At 66.0% G+C, this 22,279-nt stretch carries 17 protein-coding genes and 1 tRNA gene; 6 read left to right on the forward strand and 12 right to left on the reverse strand.

Annotation, left to right across the window (positions count from 1 at the left end; genetic code table 11):
* Nucleotides 1-8 precede the first annotated feature (8 nt).
* The 3 genes from HLH21_RS09560 to HLH21_RS09570 form a co-directional block, all read right to left on the reverse strand.
* Nucleotides 9-752 (reverse strand): TerC family protein, encoded by a 744-nt coding sequence (locus HLH21_RS09560; protein WP_182943524.1) that lies wholly within the window; start codon nucleotides 750-752, stop codon nucleotides 9-11.
* A gap of 447 nt (nucleotides 753-1,199) precedes the next feature.
* Nucleotides 1,200-1,481, reverse strand: a complete 282-nt coding sequence (locus HLH21_RS09565; RefSeq protein ID WP_182943525.1) for an addiction module antidote protein — start codon at nucleotides 1,479-1,481, stop codon at nucleotides 1,200-1,202.
* A 51-nt stretch (nucleotides 1,482-1,532) separates the two neighbouring features.
* Nucleotides 1,533-1,826: a type II toxin-antitoxin system RelE/ParE family toxin gene (locus HLH21_RS09570; protein WP_182943526.1), complete on the reverse strand. Its 294-nt coding sequence runs from the start codon at nucleotides 1,824-1,826 to the stop codon at nucleotides 1,533-1,535.
* Between the two features lie 148 nt (nucleotides 1,827-1,974).
* On the opposite strand from HLH21_RS09570, the gene HLH21_RS09575 reads away from it, so the two are divergent.
* Nucleotides 1,975-2,229 carry a hypothetical protein gene (locus HLH21_RS09575; RefSeq protein ID WP_182943527.1) on the forward strand — a complete coding sequence of 85 codons (255 nt, stop codon included), beginning with the start codon at nucleotides 1,975-1,977 and terminating at the stop codon, nucleotides 2,227-2,229.
* 261 nt (nucleotides 2,230-2,490) lie between these two features.
* Here the strand turns inward: HLH21_RS09575 and HLH21_RS09580 are convergent, their stop codons facing one another.
* Nucleotides 2,491-3,081, reverse strand: a complete 591-nt coding sequence (locus HLH21_RS09580; protein ID WP_182943528.1) for a hypothetical protein — start codon at nucleotides 3,079-3,081, stop codon at nucleotides 2,491-2,493.
* Between the two features lie 882 nt (nucleotides 3,082-3,963).
* Nucleotides 3,964-4,049 (reverse strand) — tRNA-Tyr (locus tag HLH21_RS09585).
* A gap of 104 nt (nucleotides 4,050-4,153) precedes the next feature.
* Here HLH21_RS09585 and HLH21_RS09590 point away from each other — a divergent pair.
* From HLH21_RS09590 to HLH21_RS09605, 4 genes are all read left to right on the forward strand, one after another.
* Nucleotides 4,154-5,008, forward strand: a complete 855-nt coding sequence (locus HLH21_RS09590; RefSeq protein ID WP_182943529.1) for a TrmH family RNA methyltransferase — start codon at nucleotides 4,154-4,156, stop codon at nucleotides 5,006-5,008.
* A 40-nt stretch (nucleotides 5,009-5,048) separates the two neighbouring features.
* A complete protein-coding gene (locus tag HLH21_RS09595; RefSeq protein WP_182943530.1) occupies nucleotides 5,049-5,444 on the forward strand; it encodes a GFA family protein in 396 nt (131 codons plus the stop codon).
* Between the two features lie 31 nt (nucleotides 5,445-5,475).
* Nucleotides 5,476-6,024: an OsmC family protein gene (locus HLH21_RS09600; protein WP_182943531.1), complete on the forward strand. Its 549-nt coding sequence runs from the start codon at nucleotides 5,476-5,478 to the stop codon at nucleotides 6,022-6,024.
* Nucleotides 6,025-6,256: 232 nt separating this feature from the next.
* Nucleotides 6,257-6,982: a haloacid dehalogenase type II gene (locus HLH21_RS09605; RefSeq protein ID WP_182943532.1), complete on the forward strand. Its 726-nt coding sequence runs from the start codon at nucleotides 6,257-6,259 to the stop codon at nucleotides 6,980-6,982.
* Here HLH21_RS09605 and HLH21_RS09610 read toward each other — a convergent pair.
* The 7 genes from HLH21_RS09610 to HLH21_RS09640 all read right to left on the reverse strand — a co-directional run bounded on the left by HLH21_RS09610 (nucleotide 6,915) and on the right by HLH21_RS09640 (nucleotide 21,010).
* Nucleotides 6,915-8,495: an amidase gene (locus HLH21_RS09610; RefSeq protein WP_182943533.1), complete on the reverse strand. Its 1,581-nt coding sequence runs from the start codon at nucleotides 8,493-8,495 to the stop codon at nucleotides 6,915-6,917. The two genes, HLH21_RS09605 and HLH21_RS09610, sit on opposite strands and share 68 nt — an antisense overlap.
* Nucleotides 8,496-8,652: 157 nt before the next feature.
* On the reverse strand, nucleotides 8,653-9,525 hold the full coding sequence (locus HLH21_RS09615) for an alpha/beta hydrolase (protein WP_246379511.1): 873 nt from the start codon (nucleotides 9,523-9,525) through the stop codon (nucleotides 8,653-8,655).
* Nucleotides 9,526-9,736: 211 nt separating this feature from the next.
* Entirely contained in the window at nucleotides 9,737-11,326 is a 1,590-nt protein-coding gene (locus HLH21_RS09620) for an efflux transporter outer membrane subunit (RefSeq protein WP_182943535.1), read from the reverse strand.
* Nucleotides 11,323-12,504 (reverse strand): efflux RND transporter periplasmic adaptor subunit, encoded by a 1,182-nt coding sequence (locus HLH21_RS09625; RefSeq protein ID WP_182943536.1) that lies wholly within the window; start codon nucleotides 12,502-12,504, stop codon nucleotides 11,323-11,325. The genes HLH21_RS09620 and HLH21_RS09625 overlap by 4 nt, the downstream gene beginning before the upstream one ends.
* Nucleotides 12,504-15,677 carry an efflux RND transporter permease subunit gene (locus tag HLH21_RS09630; RefSeq protein WP_182943537.1) on the reverse strand — a complete coding sequence of 1,058 codons (3,174 nt, stop codon included), beginning with the start codon at nucleotides 15,675-15,677 and terminating at the stop codon, nucleotides 12,504-12,506. Before HLH21_RS09630 ends, HLH21_RS09625 begins: the two co-directional genes overlap by 1 nt.
* A 566-nt stretch (nucleotides 15,678-16,243) precedes the next feature.
* Complete coding sequence (gene ilvD, locus HLH21_RS09635; RefSeq protein ID WP_182943538.1) at nucleotides 16,244-18,103, reverse strand: dihydroxy-acid dehydratase; 1,860 nt, start codon at nucleotides 18,101-18,103, stop codon at nucleotides 16,244-16,246.
* A 441-nt stretch (nucleotides 18,104-18,544) separates the two neighbouring features.
* On the reverse strand, nucleotides 18,545-21,010 hold the full coding sequence (locus tag HLH21_RS09640; RefSeq protein WP_182943539.1) for a TonB-dependent receptor: 2,466 nt from the start codon (nucleotides 21,008-21,010) through the stop codon (nucleotides 18,545-18,547).
* Nucleotides 21,011-21,260: 250 nt separating this feature from the next.
* On the opposite strand from HLH21_RS09640, the gene HLH21_RS09645 reads away from it, so the two are divergent.
* Complete coding sequence (locus tag HLH21_RS09645; protein WP_264811943.1) at nucleotides 21,261-22,193, forward strand: MBL fold metallo-hydrolase; 933 nt, start codon at nucleotides 21,261-21,263, stop codon at nucleotides 22,191-22,193.
* The last annotated feature ends 86 nt before the right edge of the window (nucleotides 22,194-22,279 follow it).

The following is a 22,279-nucleotide window of genomic DNA, read 5'->3' on the forward strand; positions in this document are numbered from 1 at the left end:
CGCGCCGGTTACGGCTGGTCCCCCCGCCGGCGGTCCGGATTCGCCCGGCGGCGGCGGGTGGCGAGCAGGTTGAGGCTCTCGACCATAATCGAAAACCCCATCGCCGTGTAGATGTAGCCGCGCGGCATGTGGAAGCCGAACCCGTCCGCGACCAGGACCATGCCGATCAGCAGCAGGAAGGACAGGGCCAGCATCTTCACCGATGCGTTCCGGTCGATGAAAGCGGTCAGCGGCCCCGACGCCAGCAGCATCACGGCGATGGCCACGACGATCGCCGCCACCATGATGCGGATGTCCTCGGCGATGCCCACCGCCGTAATCACGCTGTCGATCGAAAACACCAGGTCGAACAGGGAAATCTGCATGACGGTCGATGCGAAACCGGGATGGCCGCGCAGGGTCGCCGCGTGATCGCCCTCGCCTTCCACGCGCAGGTGAATCTCGCGCGTGCCCTTGAACAGCAGGAAGCCGCCGCCGGCGATCAGGATGAAATCGCGCCACGAGAACCCATGCCCGAGCACCGACAGGACGGGCGCTGTCAGATGCACCATCCAGACGATGGACCACAGCAGCAGCAGCCGCGTGCCCAGCGCCAGCACCAGCCCCAGCCGGCGGGCGCTGGCCTGCCTGGCCTCGGGCAGGCGCCCGGCCTGCAGGGCGATGAAGACCAGATTGTCCACGCCCAGCACGATTTCCAGCGCCGCCAGCGTCGCAAAGCTGGCCCAGACGTCCGGATCGAGAAGCCAGGCCATGGTCAGGCGGCACCGGCCGGACCGCGATCCCCGTTACGGCGCGGCAGGCGCCCGCCGCCTTTCGGACTCGCGTCGAAATCCCGGCCGTCCATGATCCCGGCTCCCTGCGTCCCCCGTGGGTCGTCCCTTGCGGACGATGAGGAGATGAGGACGGGACGCGACCGCCGCAAGGCTATCGGTGCCGGGGGAAGGTCGCGATGCGACTGTCCAACACGCCGCAACGCGGATACCGATCCGGGAAGATCGCAAGATACTGATTTTACTGATGAATTTTGGAGATCTGGTGGAGGGAGTTGGACCATCCCCACATTTTCCAAAAAACCGCAGTAATCCGCTACCAAGAGCCAGAAAACCACTACCGGTAGAGGTTTTGTCAAACGGTAGTGCCGGTCGTCAACCCTCAACAGGCCACATGCTGCCCCCGAGGACGGACCCCAGTCAATCGCTTCAGGCGGTAGTCGCCTTCAGGCTGAACCCAAGAGACTTAAGGACCCCCAGCAGCGTCGTCAGACGTGGATCGCCATTGTCATCCAGGGCCTTGTAAATCCCCTGACGGGTCAGTCCGGTGTCTTTGGCAATCTGAGAGATTCCTCGGGCCCTGGCGATCACCCCAAGGGTTTGAGCAATGAAAGCCGCGTCCCCGCTTTCAAGGGCTTCGTTCAGAAGTTCTTCCTGCGCCTCTGGGCGCGTGAGGTATTTGGCAGGATCGAAGGGCCGGGTATGGGTCATGGTATCAACCAATCATGGTTTAGAATCAATAAGTTGGGTCGATATTCCGTATCATTCCAACGACGCGGCGAGCACCTTTGCCTTCTTGATGTCAGACGGTTGGGTCCGCTTGGTTCCCCCACAGATCAGAACAATGATCGTCCTCCCGCGCTTCACGAAATAAATCCGATAGCCGGGGCCATAGTGTATGCGGGCCTCTGAAACCCCATCTCCTACCGGCTCCACGTCCCCGAGAAGCCCGACCGAGAACCTGACCAACCGCTTGGCGATGGCTTCGGATGCTTTGATGTCCTTGAGGCTGTCCAGCCAATTATCAAAAACCTCGGTCGATCTTACCTCAAACATCCATCCGTCTCGTAGCGGTCCATGACAACTATAGGTTACAAAGAGACATACTGTCAACTATGGTTGACGGATAGGGTCTGACTGGCGTCACACATCAATTCGGATGCCCGTGACGGACCAACATGCTAGATAGGGAGAGGCACAGAGTATGAGCGACACGACCATGACCGCCGTTGACATGGAACACGAGCAGTTCATCGCCACCATCAGGAGGATGAATGCTGAGACGGAAAAGTTCGTTGCCGAACAGCGCAAGCTAATCGCCGAGGCATACACATCTCGGCGGGACACCTCCCTCAGATCTCGGCATGATGCTTTCTTGCAGTGGGTAATGGTCGTCTCGGGGCTGGTGGCGGCCCTATCGTGGTCAGCAACCATCATCCTCAAGGCGCGATGCTGGTAAGAAAGCGCCCGGACGTGCGTGCTACGCACACTTCCCAGGTCCCTTCACATCTATCCTGATCGCCCGTCCCAGCCTGCCCATACACGCCTTGTCCATGGGCCGCCCTCGCCCTGTCAGCCCACGATGCGGGGACCAGCAAGGCATCATGAAAGCTGCAGGGCAATTCCTCCCTGGTGCATCACGGCTTCGATAGCGTAACGGACAATGCTGGCTTCTACCCCAGCAAGATACTGACCTGTCGCCCAAGGCACGTAGGCGGCATCAGGAAGCGCCTGGCGGACATTCTCTGGCAAGATGCTGTGCAGGCCCATCAGGGCCGGATAGCAGCCTAAAGCGGCTTCCCTGATCGCCTTGCAGGGGTGCTTGTCGGGCACTCTCGGGCGTGTCTGGCGACCATTTCAGGCGCAGACTGCCGCCTTGAAGCGAGGACACGAACCAGGGCTTGACGGCCTCTCGGTCGAGCCCGGCCAGCGGTCCGCATTGGTATGGGTCTCCGCCCTCCGGTTCGGGGGACTGCACCAGCGCCAAGAATATGGACAGACTCGACGCCTTCATATCTATCTCGACCGCAGGTTCTCCATTGATCGTGATCCGGCTACGCTCGGCTGCCTTCATGTTCTGGAAGCTGTCCACACCTCGGGAATAGATGCGACCGCCCAGGAATACGCTCGGACCGAATTGCATCGTCAGGACCGGATGAATGCAGCCCGCGAAGGTCGCGCCCTCGACCGCCTTGACTAGCCGCCCCATGAACTCCTGCCAATTGGTCGCATTGGGCTGTTCAGGCAGGCGCTCTTTGCGTCCGGTCAAAACCCGACCATGCAGGAGAGGCGGGAATTGATGGAACTGCACCAGGTTCGTTTCGGCCAAAGGCTGGGGACGCGGGAACCCGCACAGAGGCCAGTCCTCGGATACCGTCTCCCCCGTGCAGCCGTGGGAAGCCGCCAGGGCGGTAAACGCGTCGGAGGGGACCAGACACCCAGCCTTGCCATCATATCCGGTGGACCGGTTATTCCCCCAGCAGCCGGAAGGCATATTCGGTGCTGGCCGATCATCTGTTTCTTAACGGTGCCGTCGATGTCCCTGATCCAACGATCAATCAGAGGCCCTAGCGGCGTTGCCTGTCCTGTGACGACATCAACAGCCCGGCGATAGAACTCGACCCCGGCCTTTCCGCCTATCCGATCCACCTGTTCGTCCAGACGGTCGCGCACCAGGTCCATGACCGTATCGCGTTCAGATGGCAGTGCCTCACCGTCATCATTGTATCGTGGGGTGTCTCTGGCGGCTGTTACGGTCCGGCGGGCTTCTAGGATCTGATCGTCCGCCCAGGATCGCTCCTTCGATGCCCACGCAGGGTTCCAGCCGTCTAAGGGCCGTAGACCGGCTTCTACAAGGCGGCGGTTAAGATCTCACGGATCAGGTCCAGGCCTTGGAGCGGCGTTTGACAGCCTCTCTGTGGTCGCGGGTGCCGAGGGTCTTAACAATGTCTCTACAGCGACCTGTCGGGGATTGGAGCACATGGCCAGCGTCTTCCCAGCGATCTTTCGGAATGATGAAACGGACACAGTAGGTCCGTCCCCGAATCATCAGACTGTGCATGACACCCGCGCCCGTTCCCGTGGTCAGACCTACCTAAACGGGACGGGTGAACACTCAACCTGTAACGCAAAGCTACATAGATGTAACGCTTGCACAAGATAAGTGGTTGATTTTTATGGGGTTTTAGTGTGCTGGTGGAGGGAGTTGGATTCGAACCAACGTAGGCGTACGCCAGCGGATTTACAGTCCGCCCCCTTTAGCCACTCGGGCATCCCTCCGTGTGACAGGGTGGTTAGTTCCATCCGGACGGCGTGTCAATGCCCCTTCGCCGCCGTTGCGCGCGACGGCGTGACGGGCGGCGCAGTTCGGCCTATATCGGGCCATGCGTAATCGCCCGCCGCGTCGTCCCGACGCCCGAACCGCCCAGCGCCCGTCCGGACGGACGGACCCGCAGGCCCCTTCCGACACCGCCCGCCCGTCGCGGCAGCGCGGTGCCGCGTCGCCCCGTGGCACGCCGCCGCGCGGGACCTACTGGCTGTACGGGCTGCACCCGGCACTGGCGGCGCTGGCCAACCCCGAGCGGCGCATCCGGCAGATCCTGACCACCGAGGAGGGCGAGGCCGCCCTGCGCGAGCGTCTGGGCGCACCCCTGCCGATGCAGCCGCACCGCACCGACCGCAGCCGGCTGGACGCCCTGTGCGGGCGCGATGCCGTGCACCAGGGCATCGCCGTGCTGACCGACGCGCTGCCGTCCCTGGCGGTGGATGATGTCATCGACCGGCCGGGGCCGGTCCTGCTGCTGGACCAGGTGACCGACCCGCGCAACGTGGGCGCCATCCTGCGCTCGGCCGCCGCCTTCCGCGCCGCCGCCGTGGTGGTGATGGAACGCAACGCACCCGACGAGACCGGGGCGCTGGCCAAGGCCGCATCCGGCGCGCTGGAAATCGTGCCGCTGCTGCGGGTGGTGAACCTGGCGCGGACGCTGGATGCGCTGAAGGACCGGGGGTTCTGGGTCGTCGGGCTGGATGCCGGCGGCGGGGTGCTGGACGGCACGTCGTTCGGCAAGCGGCGCGTGGCGCTGGTCCTGGGGGCCGAGGGCGACGGTCTGCGCCGGCTGACACGCGAACATTGCGACGAAATCTCGGGGCTGGCCATGCCGGGCGACATGGAGAGCCTCAACGTCTCCAACGCCGCCGCCGTCGCCCTGTACGAACTGGCCCGCGCCGGGGTGAGCTGACCCCGTCCGCGCGGCGCCCCCTCAGCCAGGAAAGGATGACATGAGCACCTTGCACGGAAGCTGCCTGTGCGGCAGCGTAACCTATCGGATCGACGGCCAGCCGCTGGATTTCGTGCTGTGCCATTGCGGGCGCTGCCGCAAGGTCACGGGGTCGTCCTTCGCCGCCAACCTGATTGCCCGGCCGGAAGATGTGTCCTGGACGGCGGGCGAGGCCCACATCCTGCGCTGGGACCTGCCGACGGCGCGCAGCTTCGCGGCCTCGACCTGCCGCGTGTGCGGCACGCCCGTGCCGCACGTCACCCGCAACGGCCAGTTCATGATCGTCCCGGCCGGCACGCTGGACAGCACGCCGGACATGAAGCCCGCCCGCCAGATCTTCACCGCGTCGAAGGCGGCGTGGTGCATCGACGTGGCGGACCTGCCATCCGAATCCTGAGAGACGGCGACGGGGAAGAAGGAACCGCCCGATGGACAAGACCCACCGCTATGCCCTGACCGTGACCTGGACGGGCCACCGGGGTGACGGCACGGCGTCCCACCGGGCCTATGACCGGTCCCACCGCATCACCAGCCCCGGCAAACCGCCGATCGAGGGATCGTCCGATCCGGCCTTCCGGGGCGACCCCGCCTGCTGGAACCCCGAGGAACTGCTGCTGGCCGCGCTGGCCGCCTGCCATCAGCTCTGGTACCTGGGCCTGTGCGCGCAGGCCGGCATCGTCGTCACGGCGTATGAGGACGCGGCCGAAGGCACGATGGCCGAACAGGACGACGGCGCCGGACAGTTCACCGAGGTGACCCTGCGCCCGCGCGTGACCCTGGCCGCCGGGTCGGACGTCGTGGCGGCCGAGGCCCTGCATCGCGTGGCGCACGACACCTGCTTCATCGCGCGCTCGGTGAATTTTCCGGTCCACCATGCGCCGGTGACGACGGTCGCCCGGAAGGTCGGGCGTTGCCCGAACCCACCAGGGCCTGAAGCCCTGGACCCCGATCATGGAGAGCGGATGGCCGACGTTTGAACAACAAAACCGATCAATCGGGCGGATTTTTTGAAATCCTTTCCCAAGCATTCTTCAATCGTAATGTTTTGCATGCACTTCGGGTGTGGGGCCGGCCTGCCGGATATGATTGCCAGGATACGATTGCCGCCCGGCGGCGCTGTCGGCATACTGGTGGCGGATCGGTATCACAACGAATCTCCGGGGCCGCGACCGCCCGGCGCCGGGCGGACATATCCCGGGAACACCCACGATGAAGCTGAGCGACTTCAAGCTCCTGACCTTCGATTGCTATGGCACCCTGATTGATTGGGAGACCGGCATTCTGCAGGGGCTGGCGCCGCTGATCGACCAGTTGTCCGGCCCGGTCAACCACCACGCGATCCTGCAGGTGCATGCCCGCCACGAATCCCGGCAGCAGCAATGGACACCCGGCCGCCCCTACCCGGCGATCCTGGCCACCGTCTATCGTCGCCTGGCCGAGGAATGGGGCCTGCCGGTCAGCCTGGCGGACGCCGAGGCCTACGGGCGATCCATCCCGTCCTGGCCCGCCTTCCCCGATACGGTCGCCGCCCTGGCCTATCTGAAACGGCATTTCCGCCTGGTCGTGCTGTCGAATGTCGACATGCCGTCCTTCGCCGCCACCAACGCGCGGCTGCACGTCGCCTTCGATGCCGTGTACACGGCCGAGGACATTGGATCTTACAAGCCATCGCATCGAAATTTCGAATACATGCTGGAACATCTGCACGATCTGGGCCTGTCGGCGCGGGACGTGCTGCATACGGCGGAAAGCCTGTTCCACGACCATGTGCCCGCCAACGCCTTCGGCCTGGCGTCCTGCTGGATCGCGCGCCGGCACGCCCGGCCGGGCCTCGGCGCGACGATGGAGCCGGGGGCGATGCCCAACGTCAATTTCCGCTTCGATTCGCTGGCCGACCTGGTGACCGCCCATCGGGCGGAAATTGCTGCGGCGTAAGACCCTGGCCCCCAGCCATGGCCTGCTCGTAGGCATAACCCATCGCCAGCAGGGCCGGTTCCGACCAGGCCGTGCCGATAAAGGACAATCCGACCGGCAGGCCCCGCACCCGGCCCATCGGCACGCTGAGATGCGGGTAGCCGGCCACCGCCGCCAGCGTCCCCGCGCCCGTCCCGTCACCCGGCCGGTCGCCCAGGACCAGGTCGGTCAGCCAGGCCGGGCCGGTCGTGGGCGCCACCAGGGCGTCCAGCCGGTCGTGCGCCAGCATGGCGTCGATGCCCTCTGCCCCGGCAAGCCGCCGCGCGGTGGCCCGCGCCGTCAGGTAGGCCGGGTCGGACAGGGCCGGCGCCTTGTCGGACTCTTCAAATATATCCTGTTCAAACGACGGCATTTCACGATCGGCATGTGCGACGTCGAACGCGATCAGGGCTGTCAGGTCGCGGGTTTTCACCGCCGGCGGGGTCTGCGCCAGATAGACATTCACCCCGGTGCGGAATTCGGACAGCAGAACCGTCAGTTCGGCATCACCCAGAGATTTCCGATCAAATTCGCCGATTTCGACCAGGGTCGCGCCCTGCGCGCGCAGCCGCGCCAGGGCGGCGTCGAACACCGCGCGCAGCTCGGGGTTTTTGCCCTGGGCGAAGCGCAGCACCCCGATCCGCCGCCCGCGCAGGGCGTCGGGCGTCAGGCCCGCCAGATAATCGGCGCGATGGCGGTCGGCCTGCGCCGTCGCGGGGTCGGCGGGGTCCGACCCGGCCATGACGCCCAGCAGCAGTGCCGCATCGCGCACGGTGCGCGTCATCGGGCCGGGCGTATCCTGGCTGGCCGAAATCGGCACGACGAAGGTACGTGACACCAGCCCCACCGTCGGCTTCAGCCCGACGATGCCGTTGACCGCCGCCGGGCAGGTGACCGACCCGTTGGTCTCGGTCCCGATGGCCGCCGCGGCCAGCCCGGCCGCCACGGCAACGGCGCTGCCGGCGCTGGAGCCGCAGGCCGTCCGCGCGCGATCGTACGGATTGCGCGTCAGGCCGCCCACGGCGCTCCATCCGCTGCTGGCGTGGGCCGAGCGGAAATTGGCCCATTCCGACAGGTTGCCCTTGCCCAGCACGATCGCCCCCGCCGCGCGCAGCCGCGCGATGACCGGTGCGTCGCGATGCGTGACATTGCCCAGCAGCGCCAGCGACCCCGCCGTGGTCGGCAGTGGGTCGCGCGTTTCGATATTGTCCTTCACCATGATCGGCAGGCCATATAGCGGGCCGCGCACCCGCCGCATCCGCGCCAGGGCGGCGGCCTGCGCCACCGCGTCGGGATTCAGCGCCAGGATGGCATGCAGCCCGTCCGGCCCCGCGTCAGTCCGCGCGATGCGCGCGCGATAGCGCCGCACCAGGCTGTCGGGCGCCAGCCGCCCGGCCCGCATCGCCGCCACCAGGGCGGAGGCGCTGTCCGGTCCGGCCTGGGGCGACGCGGCCTGCGACGCTGCAGGCACGCACGCCCCCAGCAGTGCCGCCAATGCCGCGCCTTGCCATCCTCTCCGGACCGGCCGGCCGATGCCTTCTTTTTCTGAAGAAAAAGAAGCAAAAAGACTTTTATTCGTTATGAGCCTTTGCATGACCCGGCACATGGCTCCCTGAACGTCAAAAAAGAACGAAGAACCCCGCCACACGGGATCAGTGCTGGAATTGTCCCAGCCAGGTCACCAGCCGGCTGGCCAGGGCGATTCTGGCATCGGAAAAACTGTGATCGGTCTCCAAAGTCTCGGCATCGAGATTTTTGGCGCCTGCCTTGCGCGCGGCCCGGGCGGCGGCTTCGGCCATGGCGCCGATCCCACGCGTTGCACCGATCAGCGCCAGGGGCCGCCCGGACAGGGCCGGCATCGTGGCGACCAGATCCAGCGCGGGACCGGCATGCGTCACCTCGTCCATGATGCGCGCCTCGCTGGTGCCGGCCAGTGGCGGCATGTCCCCGCGCACTTCATCGACCAGGAACGCCTCACGCTTTTCAGGATCGACGAAACTGCGGCCGATCGCGGCGAAGTCGGCCGGGTCGATCAGGAAAGTACCGACGACACGCGGGTCGGCCGCTGCGACCCGCGCGGCCACGATGCCGCCGAGACTGTGTCCGGCGACGGCAATCCGGGACGGGTCGATGTCGAACCGCGCGACCACCTGGGGCTGGCGCAGGTACGCCAGCGCATGGGCGGCATCCTGCACGCAGTGGGCGAACGAAAAGCGACCGGGGCTGCCCCAGGACCCGCGATAATGGAATGTGAGGACATTCCACCCCGCACGACGCGCGGCCTGGGCCAGATCGAGATTCTGTTCGTTGCCCGGAAAGCCGTGGAGCAGCAGCAAGGTCGGATGCGGCCGGGCGCCGGCCGCGCTGTACATCACGGCGTTCAGCGCGCCATCTTCCGAGGGGATGACGAAAGGGGCCATCGCCGACGGGTGCACGCGATCGACGGGCGGGTCGGTGGTCACCGCCGCCGGCGGGGGCGCGGCCAGCGCCATGGCGGGCATCGCCAGAAGAAGTGGAAAAAGCATCCGTCGCATCGACATACCCCGCCTGGCCGCACGGGCCGCCCGCCCGCACTCATCACCCTGAAGCCTGGTCCCTCGACCAGTCCTCCCCTCTGAATCACATAATCCGTTTCCTGGGAACCAGGCGACCCGGCCTGTTTGCGACCTCATCGGGCAGGCACAAAAAAACCCGGGGCCAGATGGCCCCGGGCATCGGGCGCGCAATGTCGCCCGGTCACTTTCCCGTCGGCAGCGTGCCCGTGCGTAACGTCGTGGCCCCCGTCAGGTCGTCATACGGGGTTTCGTCCACCGGAGGGGCGATTCCGCCGGCCGGCGCGGGGTGGTGCAGCCCGTCATATTGCAGGACCGAGAACGTCATCGTCTGGTCCGGCGTGGGCAGCAGCCTGTCGTTCCAGCCGCCGCCCAGCGCGCGGATCAGGCCCACTTCCGCCTGGAAATAGCGGGTGGCGACCTGCACCTGCGAAATCTGCGCGTCCAGCGCCGCTTCCTGCGCGATGATCGCATCCAGGTAGGCCGACAGGCCGCCCTTGTACAGCGTCATCGTCATGTTCTGCATGTCCAGCGCGGCCGACACCGCCGCCTTCAGGCGGTCGTTTTCCGCCCACAGCCGGTCGGTGCGCGACAGCCCGTCCTCGACCTCGCGAAACGCCGAGAGGACCGACGAGCGATAATGGTCGCGCGTTTCGCGATAGCTGGCCCACGAGGCCTGCAACGCGGCGCGGCGCATCCCGCCCTCGAAGATCGGCATCGAGGCCGATGCGCCATACGACCACATGCTGTTCGCCAGGTTGGCCAGGTCGAACCCGTTGGCGTCGAACCCGCCGTTCGCGTTGAGCGAAATATGCGGATAGAACGCCGCGCGCGACACGCCGATCGCGCGGTTGGCCTGCGCCATCTGCCGTTCCGCCGACGCGACGTCGGGGCGGCGTTGCAGCAGGTCGGACGGCACGCCCATCGGAATGGTCGCCCGCGTGAAATGCAGAACATCGACCGGCGCGATATGGAAGCCGGACGGCGCGCTGTTCGTCAGGATGGCGATCGCATGTTCGGTCACCTCGCGCTGGGCCAGGATGTCCAGTTCCGCCGCCTGGGTGACGTACAGCCGGTTCTGCGCGCGGGCCAGGTCCAGGCGGGGGGCCGCCTGGTTGACCAGTTGCGTCTGGGTGACCGACACCGCCTGCTGGTAGTAGGCGATGGATTTGCGATAGATCGCATCCTGCGCGTCATAGCCGCGCAGGGCCACGTAATCGTCGGCCAGTTCCGCCTGGAGGCTCAGCCGGGCCGCCGCGAAATCGGCCGCCTTCTGCTGGGCGGAATATTTCGCCATGCGTACCTGGTTGCGGATTTCGGACCAGAAATCGGGCTCCCACGACGCCAGGCCGCCATAGAACTCGTCGGTCTGGGTCAGCGCGCCCTTGTAGCGGAACAGCCGGTCGGCCGACTGCTTGTTGTCGGACGCGCCGAAGGCCAGGCCGAAATGCGGCAGCAGGTCGGCGCGGGCCTGCATGACCATGGCGCGCGCCTGCACGAAGCGTTCGGCGGCGGCCTGAAGGTCCGCGTTCGCGGCGATGGCCTTGTCTTCCAGCGCGTCCAGTTGCGGATCATGCAGCACCGTCCACCAGTTTGACGGCAACTGGGTGTCCGCCGGCGTGGCGGTGGCGAACGGCGTCTGCCCATGCCAGGTGGCCGGCACGACATAGGTGGGCGGGTGATAGGCGGGCGCCAGGTCGCAGGCGGACAGCCCCGCCAGCGACAGCATCGCCCCGCCGGACACCATGGTCCGGCGCAGTGACCGCACGATCATCCCTCGATTTCCTCGCTGGATTCGTCATAACCCTTGGCCGGCTGGACGACGTGCACCTTCTGCCCTTCCAGCAGGTCGGCCGGCGGATTGTTGATGATCCGGTCGGTGGGCGACACGCCGGCCGTCACGTCGGTCTCGCCATCGGCCATGCGCCCTACCTCGATATTGCGATAATGCACGACGTCGTTGGCATCCAGCACCGCGACCTGCATGCCCTTTTCCTCGAACACCAGGGCGGCGGTCGGGATCTCGAACACGCCGGGCGTCGAGGCCGCGGTCAGCTTGACCGAGGCGAACGTGCCCGGCCACAGCTCATGCCTGTCGTTGTCGATGGTGAATTCCGTCACCGCCGTGCGGGTGTTCGGGTCATAGCCCCGCGCGATGGTCAGGAAGTCCGCCTTGAACGTGCGGTCGGGGAACTGCGGCACGCTGACCTCGGCCGTCATGCCGGGCTTGAGGATATACGAGAACACTTCGGGCACCGACACGAACAGGCGCATCTTGTGCATGTCCGACACGGTGAAGAGCTGGCTGGCCTCGCCGTTCGAGCCATGCTCGCCGGCGCCGCCGCTGACATAGTCGCCGACATTGATGTCGCGCGACGTCACCACGCCGTCGAACGGGGCGACGATGGTCTTGAACCGCTCCAGCGCCGCGAACTGGTCGACCTTGTGCTCGGCCGCCTGCATGCTCGCCAGGCCCGCCTTCTCGTTCGCGTCGGCGACCGAGACCGACTGGCCCGACACCGCCTGCGATTTCGCCATGGCGCGCCAGCGACTGGCGCTGACCACCGCCAGGTTGTACTTGGCCTGCGCCTCGGCCAGATCGGCCTTGGCCTGGGCGTATTGCGCGTCCAGGCTGGGGGCGTTGATCTCGGCCAGGATGTCGCCGGTCTTCACCTCGGCGCCGTAATCCTTGTACCACATCTGCACATAGCCCGAGGCCTGCGGGAACAGCGGCGCCTGGTACCAGGCGTCGATATTGCCCGGCAGGGTCAGCGTCACCGTCTTGGGCGCGGGCTTGGCCAGGATGACGGCGACGTCGGGCAGCGCGTCGCGGATGGTCTCGGCACGCAGGGCGCTTGCCGCATGCACCCGGTCGAAGACCTGATAGCCGACCAGCAGGGCCAGGACACAGCCCCCCGCCGCCAGAACAGTAGTGCGTGACAGGGAAGCCATCAGACGGTCTCCTTCCGGCGGGACGAGCGGTTGTAGATGATTGCGTAAACACAAGGGACGAACAGCAGGGTGGAAATGGTGGCCACGATCAGCCCGCCGATCACCGCCTTGCCCAGCGGCGCGTTCTGCGAATTGCTGATCGACATCGGGACCATGCCCACGATCATCGCGGCGGCGGTCATCAGCACCGGACGGATACGGCCGTACCCGGCCTCCAGCGCCGCGCGCAGCGCGTCGCCGTGGATCTCCAGCCGTTCGCGGGCATAGGAGACGACCAGGATCGAGTTCGCGGTCGCCGTGCCCATGCACATGATGGCGCCGGTCAGCGCCGGGACCGACAGGTGGGTGTGCGTCAGGAACAGGCTCCACGCGATGCCCGCCAGCGCCCCCGGCAGGGCCGAGATGATGATGAACGGGTCAAGCCAGGACTGGAAGTTCACGACGATCAGCAGGTAGATCAGCGCGATCGAGACCGCCAGGCCGCCGATCAGCTGGTAATAGGCGCTACGCATCGTGGTCGCCTGGCCTTCGACATCCACCGCCGCGCCGCGCGGCACGTCGGCGGCCGTCTGCGCGATCACCTTGTTCACCCCCGACAGCACCGTCCCCAGGTCGGTGCCCTCGGCCGAGACATAGATGTCGAACGCGGGCATCGAGTTGTAGTGCGAGACCTGGCCCGGCGTGCCGACGGCGCTGATGGTGCTGACGGCGCCCAGAAGCTGCATGTCGTGGCCGGAGGGGTCGCCATCGCCCTTGTCGACCGGGATCGACAGCAGGTCGTTGAAGTGCGTGAGCTGGTTCTGCGTGACATAGGTGTTCAGCAGGAAGGTCACGCCCCAGGCCGGGTCGTACCAATATTGCGGATCGACGGTCGAGCTGCCCGACAGGGTCATCAGCTCGTTGTCGGCCAGGTCGGCGGCATTGATGCCGGTTGCCTGGCTGAACGTGCGGTCGCCCTTCACGAACAGGGTCGGCGTCTTCATCGTCTGCTGCAGCGAGACGTCGGCGGCGCCGGGCACCAGGCGCAGCCTGTTGGTCAGTTCGACGGCGTATTTATAGCTCTTGGCCAGTTCCGGCCCCGTCACCTTGATGTCGATCGGCGAGGGCGATCCGAAATTGAGGATCTTCGCCGTCAGGTCCGCCGGCTGGAAGGTGAAGACCGTGCCGGGGAAGCTGGCGGACAGGCCGCGACGCAGCACGGCGCGGTAGTCCCACACCGGCGCTTCCGCCTCGGTCAGGGTGATCGTCAGGTCGCAATCCTGCGTGCCGATGGTGGGCGTGGGAATGAAGGCCTGGTTGTGCGGCGCCTCGGCCAGGCCGCAATTGCTGACCACGTCATCGACCTTGCCGGGCAGCAGTTCATGGATGCGGTCGCTGACCAGCGTCGCGATGCGGCCCGCGACCTCGATGCGGGTGCCCAGCGGCGCGCGCATGTGCATCTGCAACTGGTCGGACTTGATTTCGGGGAAGAAGTCGCGGCCCGCCACCATGTACAGGCCCATCGACAGCACCGACAGCCCCAGGAAGACCGACACGAACCGGACGCGGTTCTCGATCGAGCGTTGCAGGAACGCCCCATAGGCCTCGCGGAAGTTCGTGAAGCGGCGTTCGAACCCGCGCTGGAAGCGCGAGAAGACGTTGCCGCCCTTCAGTTCGTCCCCATGCGTATCGTGGCCGTGGGCGCCATGGGTCTGCCCCGCCAGCAGGAACTTCGCCATGGTCGGCACCAGGGTGCGCGACAGGATGAAGGACGCGATCATGGCGAAGATGATCGCCTCGGCCATCGGCATGAACAGCCAGCCGGCCACGCCGCCCAGTTCGAACAGCGGCAGCCAGACGATGCAGATGCAGGTGGTGGAGACGAAGGTCGCGGTCACGATCTGGTTGGCCGCGTCGATGATCGCGACCTCCAGCTCCTTGCCCATTTCCAGATGGGTGTCGATGTTCTCGATCATGACGGTGGCGTCATCGACCAGGATGCCGACCGCCAGCGCCAGGCCGCCCAGGGTCATGACGTTGATGGTCTGCCCCGCCCAGCCCAGCCCGATGACCGCGCACAGGATCGCCAGCGGGATGGACGTCGCGATGATGATCGTCGAACGCCACGACCCCAGGAACAGCAGCACCACCAGGCCGGTCAGGGCCGCCGCCGTGACCATCTCGCGCACCACGTCCTTGATCGAATCCTTCACGAAGCCCGAAGCATCGTTCAGGATCGAGATATGGGCCGATGCCGGAATGACCTGTTCCAGGCGGGGCATCAGCGCCTTGACGCCGTTGACCACGTCCAGCGTCGAGGCTTCGCCGCTTTTCATCACCACCATGACCACGGCCTGCCGGCCCTTGACCAGCACCAGGTTGGTCTGCGGATGGCCGCCACGATACACCGAGCCAAGGTCATGCATGTAGACGACCGAGTTGCCCACGCGCTTGATCGGGATATTGCCCAGTTCGTCCATCGTGCGCGGCTGGGAGTTGGTCGCCACCATCCAGTCCGTGGCGCCGATCTTCTGGTCGCCGGCCGGGCGGACGATGTTCTGCTTGTCCAGGACGTTCTGCACGTCCATCGCCGACAGGTGGTGGGCCTGAAGCTGCTTCTGGTCCAGCGCGAACATCACGAACGCGTCCATGCCGCCATACGGATGGGGCACGATGGCGCCCGGCACCGTCACCAGCAGCGTACGCACGCGGATCTGCGCCAGCTTGAACAGGTCGGACGGCGTCATGGTGGGGGACGTCAGTTCCAGCGTGATGACGGGGACCGACGACGCCTCCAGCTTCATAATCATCGGCGCCGGGATCTTTTCCGGCAGCTGCATCAGCACCGTCTGCGAAATCGCGGTGACGTCCGCCTCGGCCGACCCGATATCCGTTCCCGGCTGGAAGAAGATCTTCACGATGCCGCGTCCGTAATACGAATCGGACTCCATATGCTCGATGCCCTCGACGGTCGAGGTCACGCCCTGTTCGTAATTGTACATGACGCGACCGGCGACTTCGTCGGGCAGCAGACCGCCGTAGGTCCACACCACGGCGATCGCCGGGATCTTGATATTGGGAAAGACGTCCGTCGGCGTCTTGAAGGCGGACATGACGCCGAACAAGAGGATCACGATAGACAAGACGATAAATGTGTACGGCCGTCGCAGGGCCGTCACGACTATTGCATTCATATGCGACCTTTTCCCCTGTTCAGGACGTTCTTGGCGGGGGCATGGACCGTGGGCGCGCGCCGGCATTCACCCCCGGCGGGCGGGGATGGGCCGGACCTGCGGTCCTGTCATGACATGACGGCGGCGCGGCGGCGCGCCCACAGGGGCCGCATCCGCGCCGGTCCAGGCCGCACGCTATCGCACGCCGATCCCGGCAGGGCGGGATGACGGACAGGTGACGCCCGGACGGATGTCGCGATATCAGTCGCTGGAATCTGGATCTGTCATAACTGGCCTCCTGTGTCGGTGGACGTGCCCCGGCCGGGACGCGTTGTCTCGGGTCACAGGCTATACATAGGAGTGTTTCAAAACATGTATGAAAAGATGTTCATGTAAGAAAAACATCTTTCATGAAGCGCCGTTCATTATTCGACTGTTACAGGAGTTTACGGACGCGCCCGGTCGCCTGCGGGCCGCCATGCCTGCCATGTTCGGAAACGAAACGAATTGTTACATGTCCGGATGGGACGGGCAAGTCGGGCGTTGCCCGAACCCACCCGTTATCCAGGCCCTGCGCCGGGCCGCGCTCAGCGCCCGCGGCGCTTCAGTTGCGCGACGTCGCGCACGGCGCCCCGCGCGGCGCTGGTGGTCAGCGCGGCATAGGCCTGCAGGGCGACGGACACCACGCGGTCGCGCTCGGGCAGCCAGGCGGCGTCGCCCCTGTCCTCCATCCGGGTGCGGCGGGCGGACAGTTCGGCGTCGGGCAGCGCCGTACGCAGGACGCGGTTGGGGATGTCGATCTCGATGATGTCGCCATCCTCCAGCAGGCCGATGGCCCCGCCCTCGGCCGCCTCGGGCGAGATATGGCCGATCGACAGGCCGGCGCTGCCGCCCGAGAAGCGACCGTCGGTAATCAGGGCGCATTTCTCGGCCAGGCCCTTCGATTTCAGGTAGCTGGTCGGATACAGCATTTCCTGCATGCCCGGCCCGCCCTTCGGCCCCTCGTAGCGGATGACCACGACGTCGCCCGCCACGATGCGGCCGGCCAGGATGGCCGACACCGCCGCGTCCTGGCTTTCGAAGATCCGCGCGGGGCCGGAGAAGGTCAGCAGCCCGGCGGCCACCCCCGCCGTCTTCACGATCGCCCCGTCCTCGGCGATGTTGCCGTACAGCACCGCCAGCCCGCCATCCTGGCTGAAGGCGTGCGCCCCGTCATGGATCGCCCCCGTGGCGCGGTTCAGGTCCAGCTCCACATACCGGCTGGCCTGCGAGAACGCCTGGGTGGTGCGTACCCCGCCCGGGGCGGCGCGGAACAGGGTGGTGGCGTCGGCCGGCGCGTCGGGCGCGGCCACGTCCCAGCGGTCCAGCGCCTGGGCCAGGGACGGGGCGTGGACCATCGGCACCTCGCGGTGCAGCAGGCCCAGCCGGTCCAGCTCGCCCATGATGGCGGGGATGCCGCCGGCGCGGTGGATGTCTTCCATATGCACGTCGGCCTTGGACGGCGCGACCTTGCACAGATGCGGCACCTTGCGCGACAGCCGGTCGATGTCGGCCATGGTGAAGGGGACTTCGCCCTCATGCGCCGCCGCCAGCAGGTGCAGCACCGTGTTGGTCGATCCGCCCATGGCGATATCGACCGACATCGCATTCTCGAACGCCTGCATCGTCGCGATGCCGCGCGGCAGGGCGGTCGCGTCCTCCTGCTCGTACCAGCGGCGGGCCAGGTCGACGATCCGCCGCCCGGCTTCCAGGAACAGGTCGCGCCGGTCGGCATGGGTGGCGACCAGGCTGCCGTTGCCCGGCAGGGCCAGGCCCAGGGCCTCGGTCAGGCAGTTCATCGAATTGGCGGTGAACATGCCCGAGCACGACCCGCAGGTGGGGCAGGCCGAACGCTCGATCGTCTGCGAGTCCGCGTCGCTGACGCGCGGATCGGCGGCTGAGACCATAGAGGTAATCAGGTCGACATGGCGCTCCACCCCGTCCTGGGTGATGCGCCCGGCCTCCATCGGCCCGCCCGAGACGAAGATGGCGGGGATGTTCAGCCGCATCGCCGCCATCAGCATGCCCGGCGTGATCTTGTCGCAATTGCTGATGCACACCAGCGCATCGGCGCAATGCGCGTTGACCATATATTCCACCGCGTCGGCGATCAGTTCGCGCGACGGCAGGCTGTAGAGCATGCCGCCATGGCCCATGGCGATGCCGTCATCGACCGCGATGGTATTGAATTCGCGCGCGACGCCCCCGGCCTCGGCCACCGCGCCGGCCACCAGCTGGCCCAGGTCCTTCAGGTGGACATGGCCCGGCACGAACTGGGTGAAGGAATTGGCGACGGCGATGATCGGCTTGCCGAAATCGGAGTCCTGCATGCCCGTGGCGCGCCACAGGCTGCGGGCGCCGGCCATGTTGCGACCATGCGTCGTGGTGCGGGAACGATAGCCGGCCATCAGAGTGCCTTTCCGTGCATGCGGCGGGTCCAGAACAGGGCGGATACAGGAGCAACGGCCGCAAATCCAGCCCCGGCCCCTTCACTGTGCCGCCCCTTATATGGGACGGCTGCCGCCCGCGTGAAGCCACAACCCGCGCCGGCGGACCGGACAGGCCCTGTCGATCCGCGTTATGCGGCAGGCCTCGGGGCGCTGCCCTGAAACCCGCCAAAGGCCGCAGGCCTTTGGAAACCAATTCGTTTATCCAGGATTGGGGTGCGGTTCACGACCTGCGAAGCGATCGGCGGATCCGATGTCGGGATGATACCCGAGGCGTCCCTTCGGTGACGGCATCGGCCGGTTTGTCATCACAAAGCCACGCCCCAACAGAAAAAGCCGGGTGGCGACGCCACCCGGCTTTCCCGGCCGCACATTCGCCCGCGCACGGGCGAAGCGCCACGATCAGAAGGCGGTGGAGGCCGTCACGATCGCGGTGAACGGGGCCTGCAGGTAGTAGTAGGGCGAACCGATGCCGTTGGAGCCCGAAATCGTGCTGCCACGGACGCCCGTGGTCGCATTCAGATTGTTCGCGAAGCCGCCGATACCGCTGCGGAACTTGGCGTTCGTCAGGTTCTGCATGTTCAGCTGGATCTGCGGCCCCTTCAGGAAGCCGAACGACGAGAAGCGATAGCCGATGTTCACGCTGTCGGTGATGTAGCGCGGGATGTACGAGTCATCCATCAGGGTGGCGTACTGCTTGTCGACATACTTCACGTTGCCCGAGATGAACAGGCGGCCGTCATCGTAATCCAGGCCCAGGGCTGCCTGCACCTTCGGGCTGCGGATCTGCGTCTTGCCGCGCGTCGGCAGCGCGTCGTTGATCGTCACACCGTTCAGCTTGCCGGTCGTCGCCAGGTCGTTGTCGATGCGCGCGTTCAGATATTCGAACGTCGCGTAGGGGCGCAGATGGAACCACAGCGGCCGCGTCGCCAGCTGGACGTCCACGCCGCGCGAGGTCTGGCCACCGGCATTGACGGTGCGGCTGTAGTTCGTGCCGCTCGACGGGTCATAGTAGCTGAGGCTGAGCTGCTTGTTGGTGAAGTTGTAGTTGAAGAACGAGATGCTGCCGACCAGCAGGTCGCCGTTATAGCGATAGCCGATTTCTTCCGAGATCGAATATTCCGGCGCCGACGACCCGCCCGTCTGGGTCTGCTTGCCCGCGGTGCTGTAATAATCGACCAGCGACGTGTTGCTGGGCACGCGGAAGTTGGTGGACCCGGCGACATAGATCTGATGGTGCGAATTGAAGGTCCAGCTCAACCCGACCTGCGGCAGCGGCTCGGCATTGTGCAGGTTGCGGTTGTAGGTGGTGCCCGGCGTATAATCGTAGGTGCGGCGGGTGACCATCGCCTCCTTGAAGCCGAGGTCGATACGCAGGCGATCGTTGAAATACTTCATGGTGTCGCCGACGAACAGCATGTTGATCTGCGTCAGCGTCAGGAAGTCGCGCGAGCGGTACTGGTCGCCGCCCGGCACGGTGTAGATGTTCTTCGTCCCCCAGATGTTCAGGGGCTGGCCGGTCGTCTGGTTCACCATGCCGATCGGCGAATACTGGTCGAGATTGGAATATTCATACCACCAGCCCGCCGTCAGCGTGTGGTGACGGCCGATCTGGTAGTTGAACTTCAGCGTGTTGCCGGTCCGGAACTGTTCCTGGTTCGACGGCGAGAAGACGATGGCCTGCGCGCCCGGGGTGATCTTGCCATCCCCGTTCAGGTCGACGGCCACGGGCTGGTTGCCCATGTAGGTCATCCCCTCGGTCGCCGTTCCACCGGTGTCCGTCCCTTCGGTCAGGACGGACGCGCCGGTGCCGTTGCCGATGCCGTGCCAGAAATAGACCGTGTCGTCGATCGACAGGTCGGGCGTGACGACGATATGCGTCGGCGCCGAGACGATGACGTTGCGGAACGGATTGACGTGCAGCTTGTAGTAGTTGGTGTCCTTGATGCCGCTATAGTTGGCATCATAATTCGTGCTGTACCCCGTCGCGTTATACTGCGCGAGGCTGGGGTTCAGCATGAAATCGTTGACCTGGTCGTTGTACGACACGGTCATGCCGGTATGGCTGCCGTTCTCGAAATCCTTGACGGCCTTGAAGTCGTAATGGAACTTCTCGATCCGGCCGGGGCCGCGCCAGTTGTTGCCGTCGGTGTGGCTGAAGGCGAACATCGCGCGCAGGCCGCTGGTGCCGATATCACCCGAATTCAGGCGCAGGAACTGCCGGTGGGTGTCGAACGAGCCGAACGAGATGTCCAGCAGGCCGCCCCGCTGGTGCGTCGGGTTGCTCATGGTCGCGGTCACCAGACCGGCCGAGGCGTTCACCACGGGCGAATCGATATTCACCGAGCCCGGCTGCAACGAAACCGATTCCAGGTCCTCGGCTTCCAGCACTTCGTTGGAATAGAACTGGCCACCGCCGATATCGTTCAGCGGCATGCCGTCCAGCAGCCAGCCGATCTGCGTCTGGTCCATGCCACGCACTTCGGTCTGGCCCGAGGTCAGGCCGAACGGGTCCTGGTCGGACACGTTGGCGCTGGGCAGCATACGCAGAAGCTGCTGGATGTTGGTCGTGGGCGACTGCTTGGCGATGAAGTCGCGGGTGATGGTCTGGACCGCCTTCGGCTCGGTCTCGACACGCAGCAGGCCGCCGCCGGGCGAACGGGTACGCGCGCTACGGCCGGTCACGGCGACTTCCTCGGGCGCCGCGTCGGAAACTCCGCCTTTCGCGGTCGTGGCGGGGGCCGGCGACGTCGTCGCGGAGGTGGAGGACGACGCAGGCGCGGCCCCCTGCGCCACGGCGGTCGTGGCGGCAAATCCGCTTATGGCAGTGCTGGCCAGCAGGATGGTCAGACAGGTGCGAGACAACATTGGCCGAAGGGCCCCCCTCGTGAAAGTGTGAAGTCGGGCCGAGTATTCCCAGAACCTAAATTTTCCTCAACGAAAACCTGACCATCCGGACAAATCGATTTCGCACCTATGACATATATGCAACAGAATCATACCAGCCCCGTGAAAGACCGATCTCATGAAATTAAAAACGTCATGTCTGTTTCTTATTTCTTTCATATTTTCATCGAGTCTGCTCCCTGCCCTGGCCGCCCCGGCGCGACCGGGATTCGTGGTCACGGTACTGGGTGCGCGCGGCGGAATACTGGACGGGAACCTCAGCGCCTACATGATCCGGCCGGCCGGTGACGACCGCGCCGTCCTGTGCGATGCCGGAACGGCCATGGCCGGGCTGGTGGCGGCCGACCGGACCGGCGCGCTGGACGACATTGCCGTGCCGCCCGGCAGCGGCCTGACCCGCGCGGGCTATGTGCTGACCCACACGATCCGCGCCTATCTCATCAGCCACGCGCATCTGGACCATGTCGCGGGCCTGGTCGTGGCGTCACCCGACGACAGCGCCAAGCCGGTCTATGCCCTGCCCGCCACCCTGCGCGACCTGTCGGAACATCTGTTCAACTGGCGGATCTGGCCGAACTTCGGCGATCGCGGCCCCTCGCCCGCACTGGGCAAATACCATTATCGCGCGCTGGCGCCGGGCCGGACGGAACCGGTGCCGGACACTGCGATGACCGTCACCGCCTGGCCGCTGAATCATGGCGGTGTCGAATCGACCGCCTTCCTGGTCGCGGCCAACGGGGCCTCGGTCCTGTATCTGGGCGATACCGGACCCGACGTCGTCGAGGGCGGGCGCCGCCTGGACGACCTGTGGCGGGCGGTCGCCCCCGAGGTTGCGGCGCACCGGCTTAAGGCCATCGTCATCGAGGCCTCGTACGACGACAGCCGCGCGGACCGGATGCTGTTCGGCCACATGACCCCGGCCTGGGTGGTGCGCGCGCTGCGGGACCTGGCGCACCGGGCGGGCGGGCCGAGGTCGCTGCGCGGCCTGACGGTGCTGATCGGCCACGTCAAATACAGCCTGGCCGCCGGACCCGCGCCGCAGGATGTCATCCGGCGAGACCTGGCGCGGGATGCGGCGCGCGAGGGGTTGAGGGACGTGCGCTTCGTGATCGCCGAACAGGGGCTGCGCCTGGCCCTGGACTGACAGGGCGGTCACACGATTATGAAGGGCGGCGGCCGTTCCCGCCGCGCGCCGGGCAGCCATGTCTTCCGTTACCACCGATACGCACA

It is taken from the genome of Gluconacetobacter johannae, assembly GCF_014174305.1.
Taxonomy (GTDB): domain Bacteria; phylum Pseudomonadota; class Alphaproteobacteria; order Acetobacterales; family Acetobacteraceae; genus Gluconacetobacter; species Gluconacetobacter johannae.

Coding starts and splice junctions, on each gene's coding strand:
- HLH21_RS09560 (WP_182943524.1), bottom strand. CDS start 752: ATGGCCTGGCTTCTCGATCCGGACGTCTGGGCCAGCTTTGCGACGCTG.
- HLH21_RS09565 (WP_182943525.1), bottom strand. CDS start 1,481: ATGACCCATACCCGGCCCTTCGATCCTGCCAAATACCTCACGCGCCCA.
- HLH21_RS09570 (WP_182943526.1), bottom strand. CDS start 1,826: ATGTTTGAGGTAAGATCGACCGAGGTTTTTGATAATTGGCTGGACAGC.
- HLH21_RS09575 (WP_182943527.1), top strand. CDS start 1,975: ATGAGCGACACGACCATGACCGCCGTTGACATGGAACACGAGCAGTTC.
- HLH21_RS09590 (WP_182943529.1), top strand. CDS start 4,154: ATGCGTAATCGCCCGCCGCGTCGTCCCGACGCCCGAACCGCCCAGCGC.
- HLH21_RS09595 (WP_182943530.1), top strand. CDS start 5,049: ATGAGCACCTTGCACGGAAGCTGCCTGTGCGGCAGCGTAACCTATCGG.
- HLH21_RS09600 (WP_182943531.1), top strand. CDS start 5,476: ATGGACAAGACCCACCGCTATGCCCTGACCGTGACCTGGACGGGCCAC.
- HLH21_RS09605 (WP_182943532.1), top strand. CDS start 6,257: ATGAAGCTGAGCGACTTCAAGCTCCTGACCTTCGATTGCTATGGCACC.
- HLH21_RS09615 (WP_246379511.1), bottom strand. CDS start 9,525: ATGCTTTTTCCACTTCTTCTGGCGATGCCCGCCATGGCGCTGGCCGCG.
- HLH21_RS09620 (WP_182943535.1), bottom strand. CDS start 11,326: ATGATCGTGCGGTCACTGCGCCGGACCATGGTGTCCGGCGGGGCGATG.
- HLH21_RS09625 (WP_182943536.1), bottom strand. CDS start 12,504: ATGGCTTCCCTGTCACGCACTACTGTTCTGGCGGCGGGGGGCTGTGTC.
- HLH21_RS09630 (WP_182943537.1), bottom strand. CDS start 15,677: ATGAATGCAATAGTCGTGACGGCCCTGCGACGGCCGTACACATTTATC.
- ilvD (WP_182943538.1), bottom strand. CDS start 18,103: ATGGCCGGCTATCGTTCCCGCACCACGACGCATGGTCGCAACATGGCC.
- HLH21_RS09640 (WP_182943539.1), bottom strand. CDS start 21,010: ATGTTGTCTCGCACCTGTCTGACCATCCTGCTGGCCAGCACTGCCATA.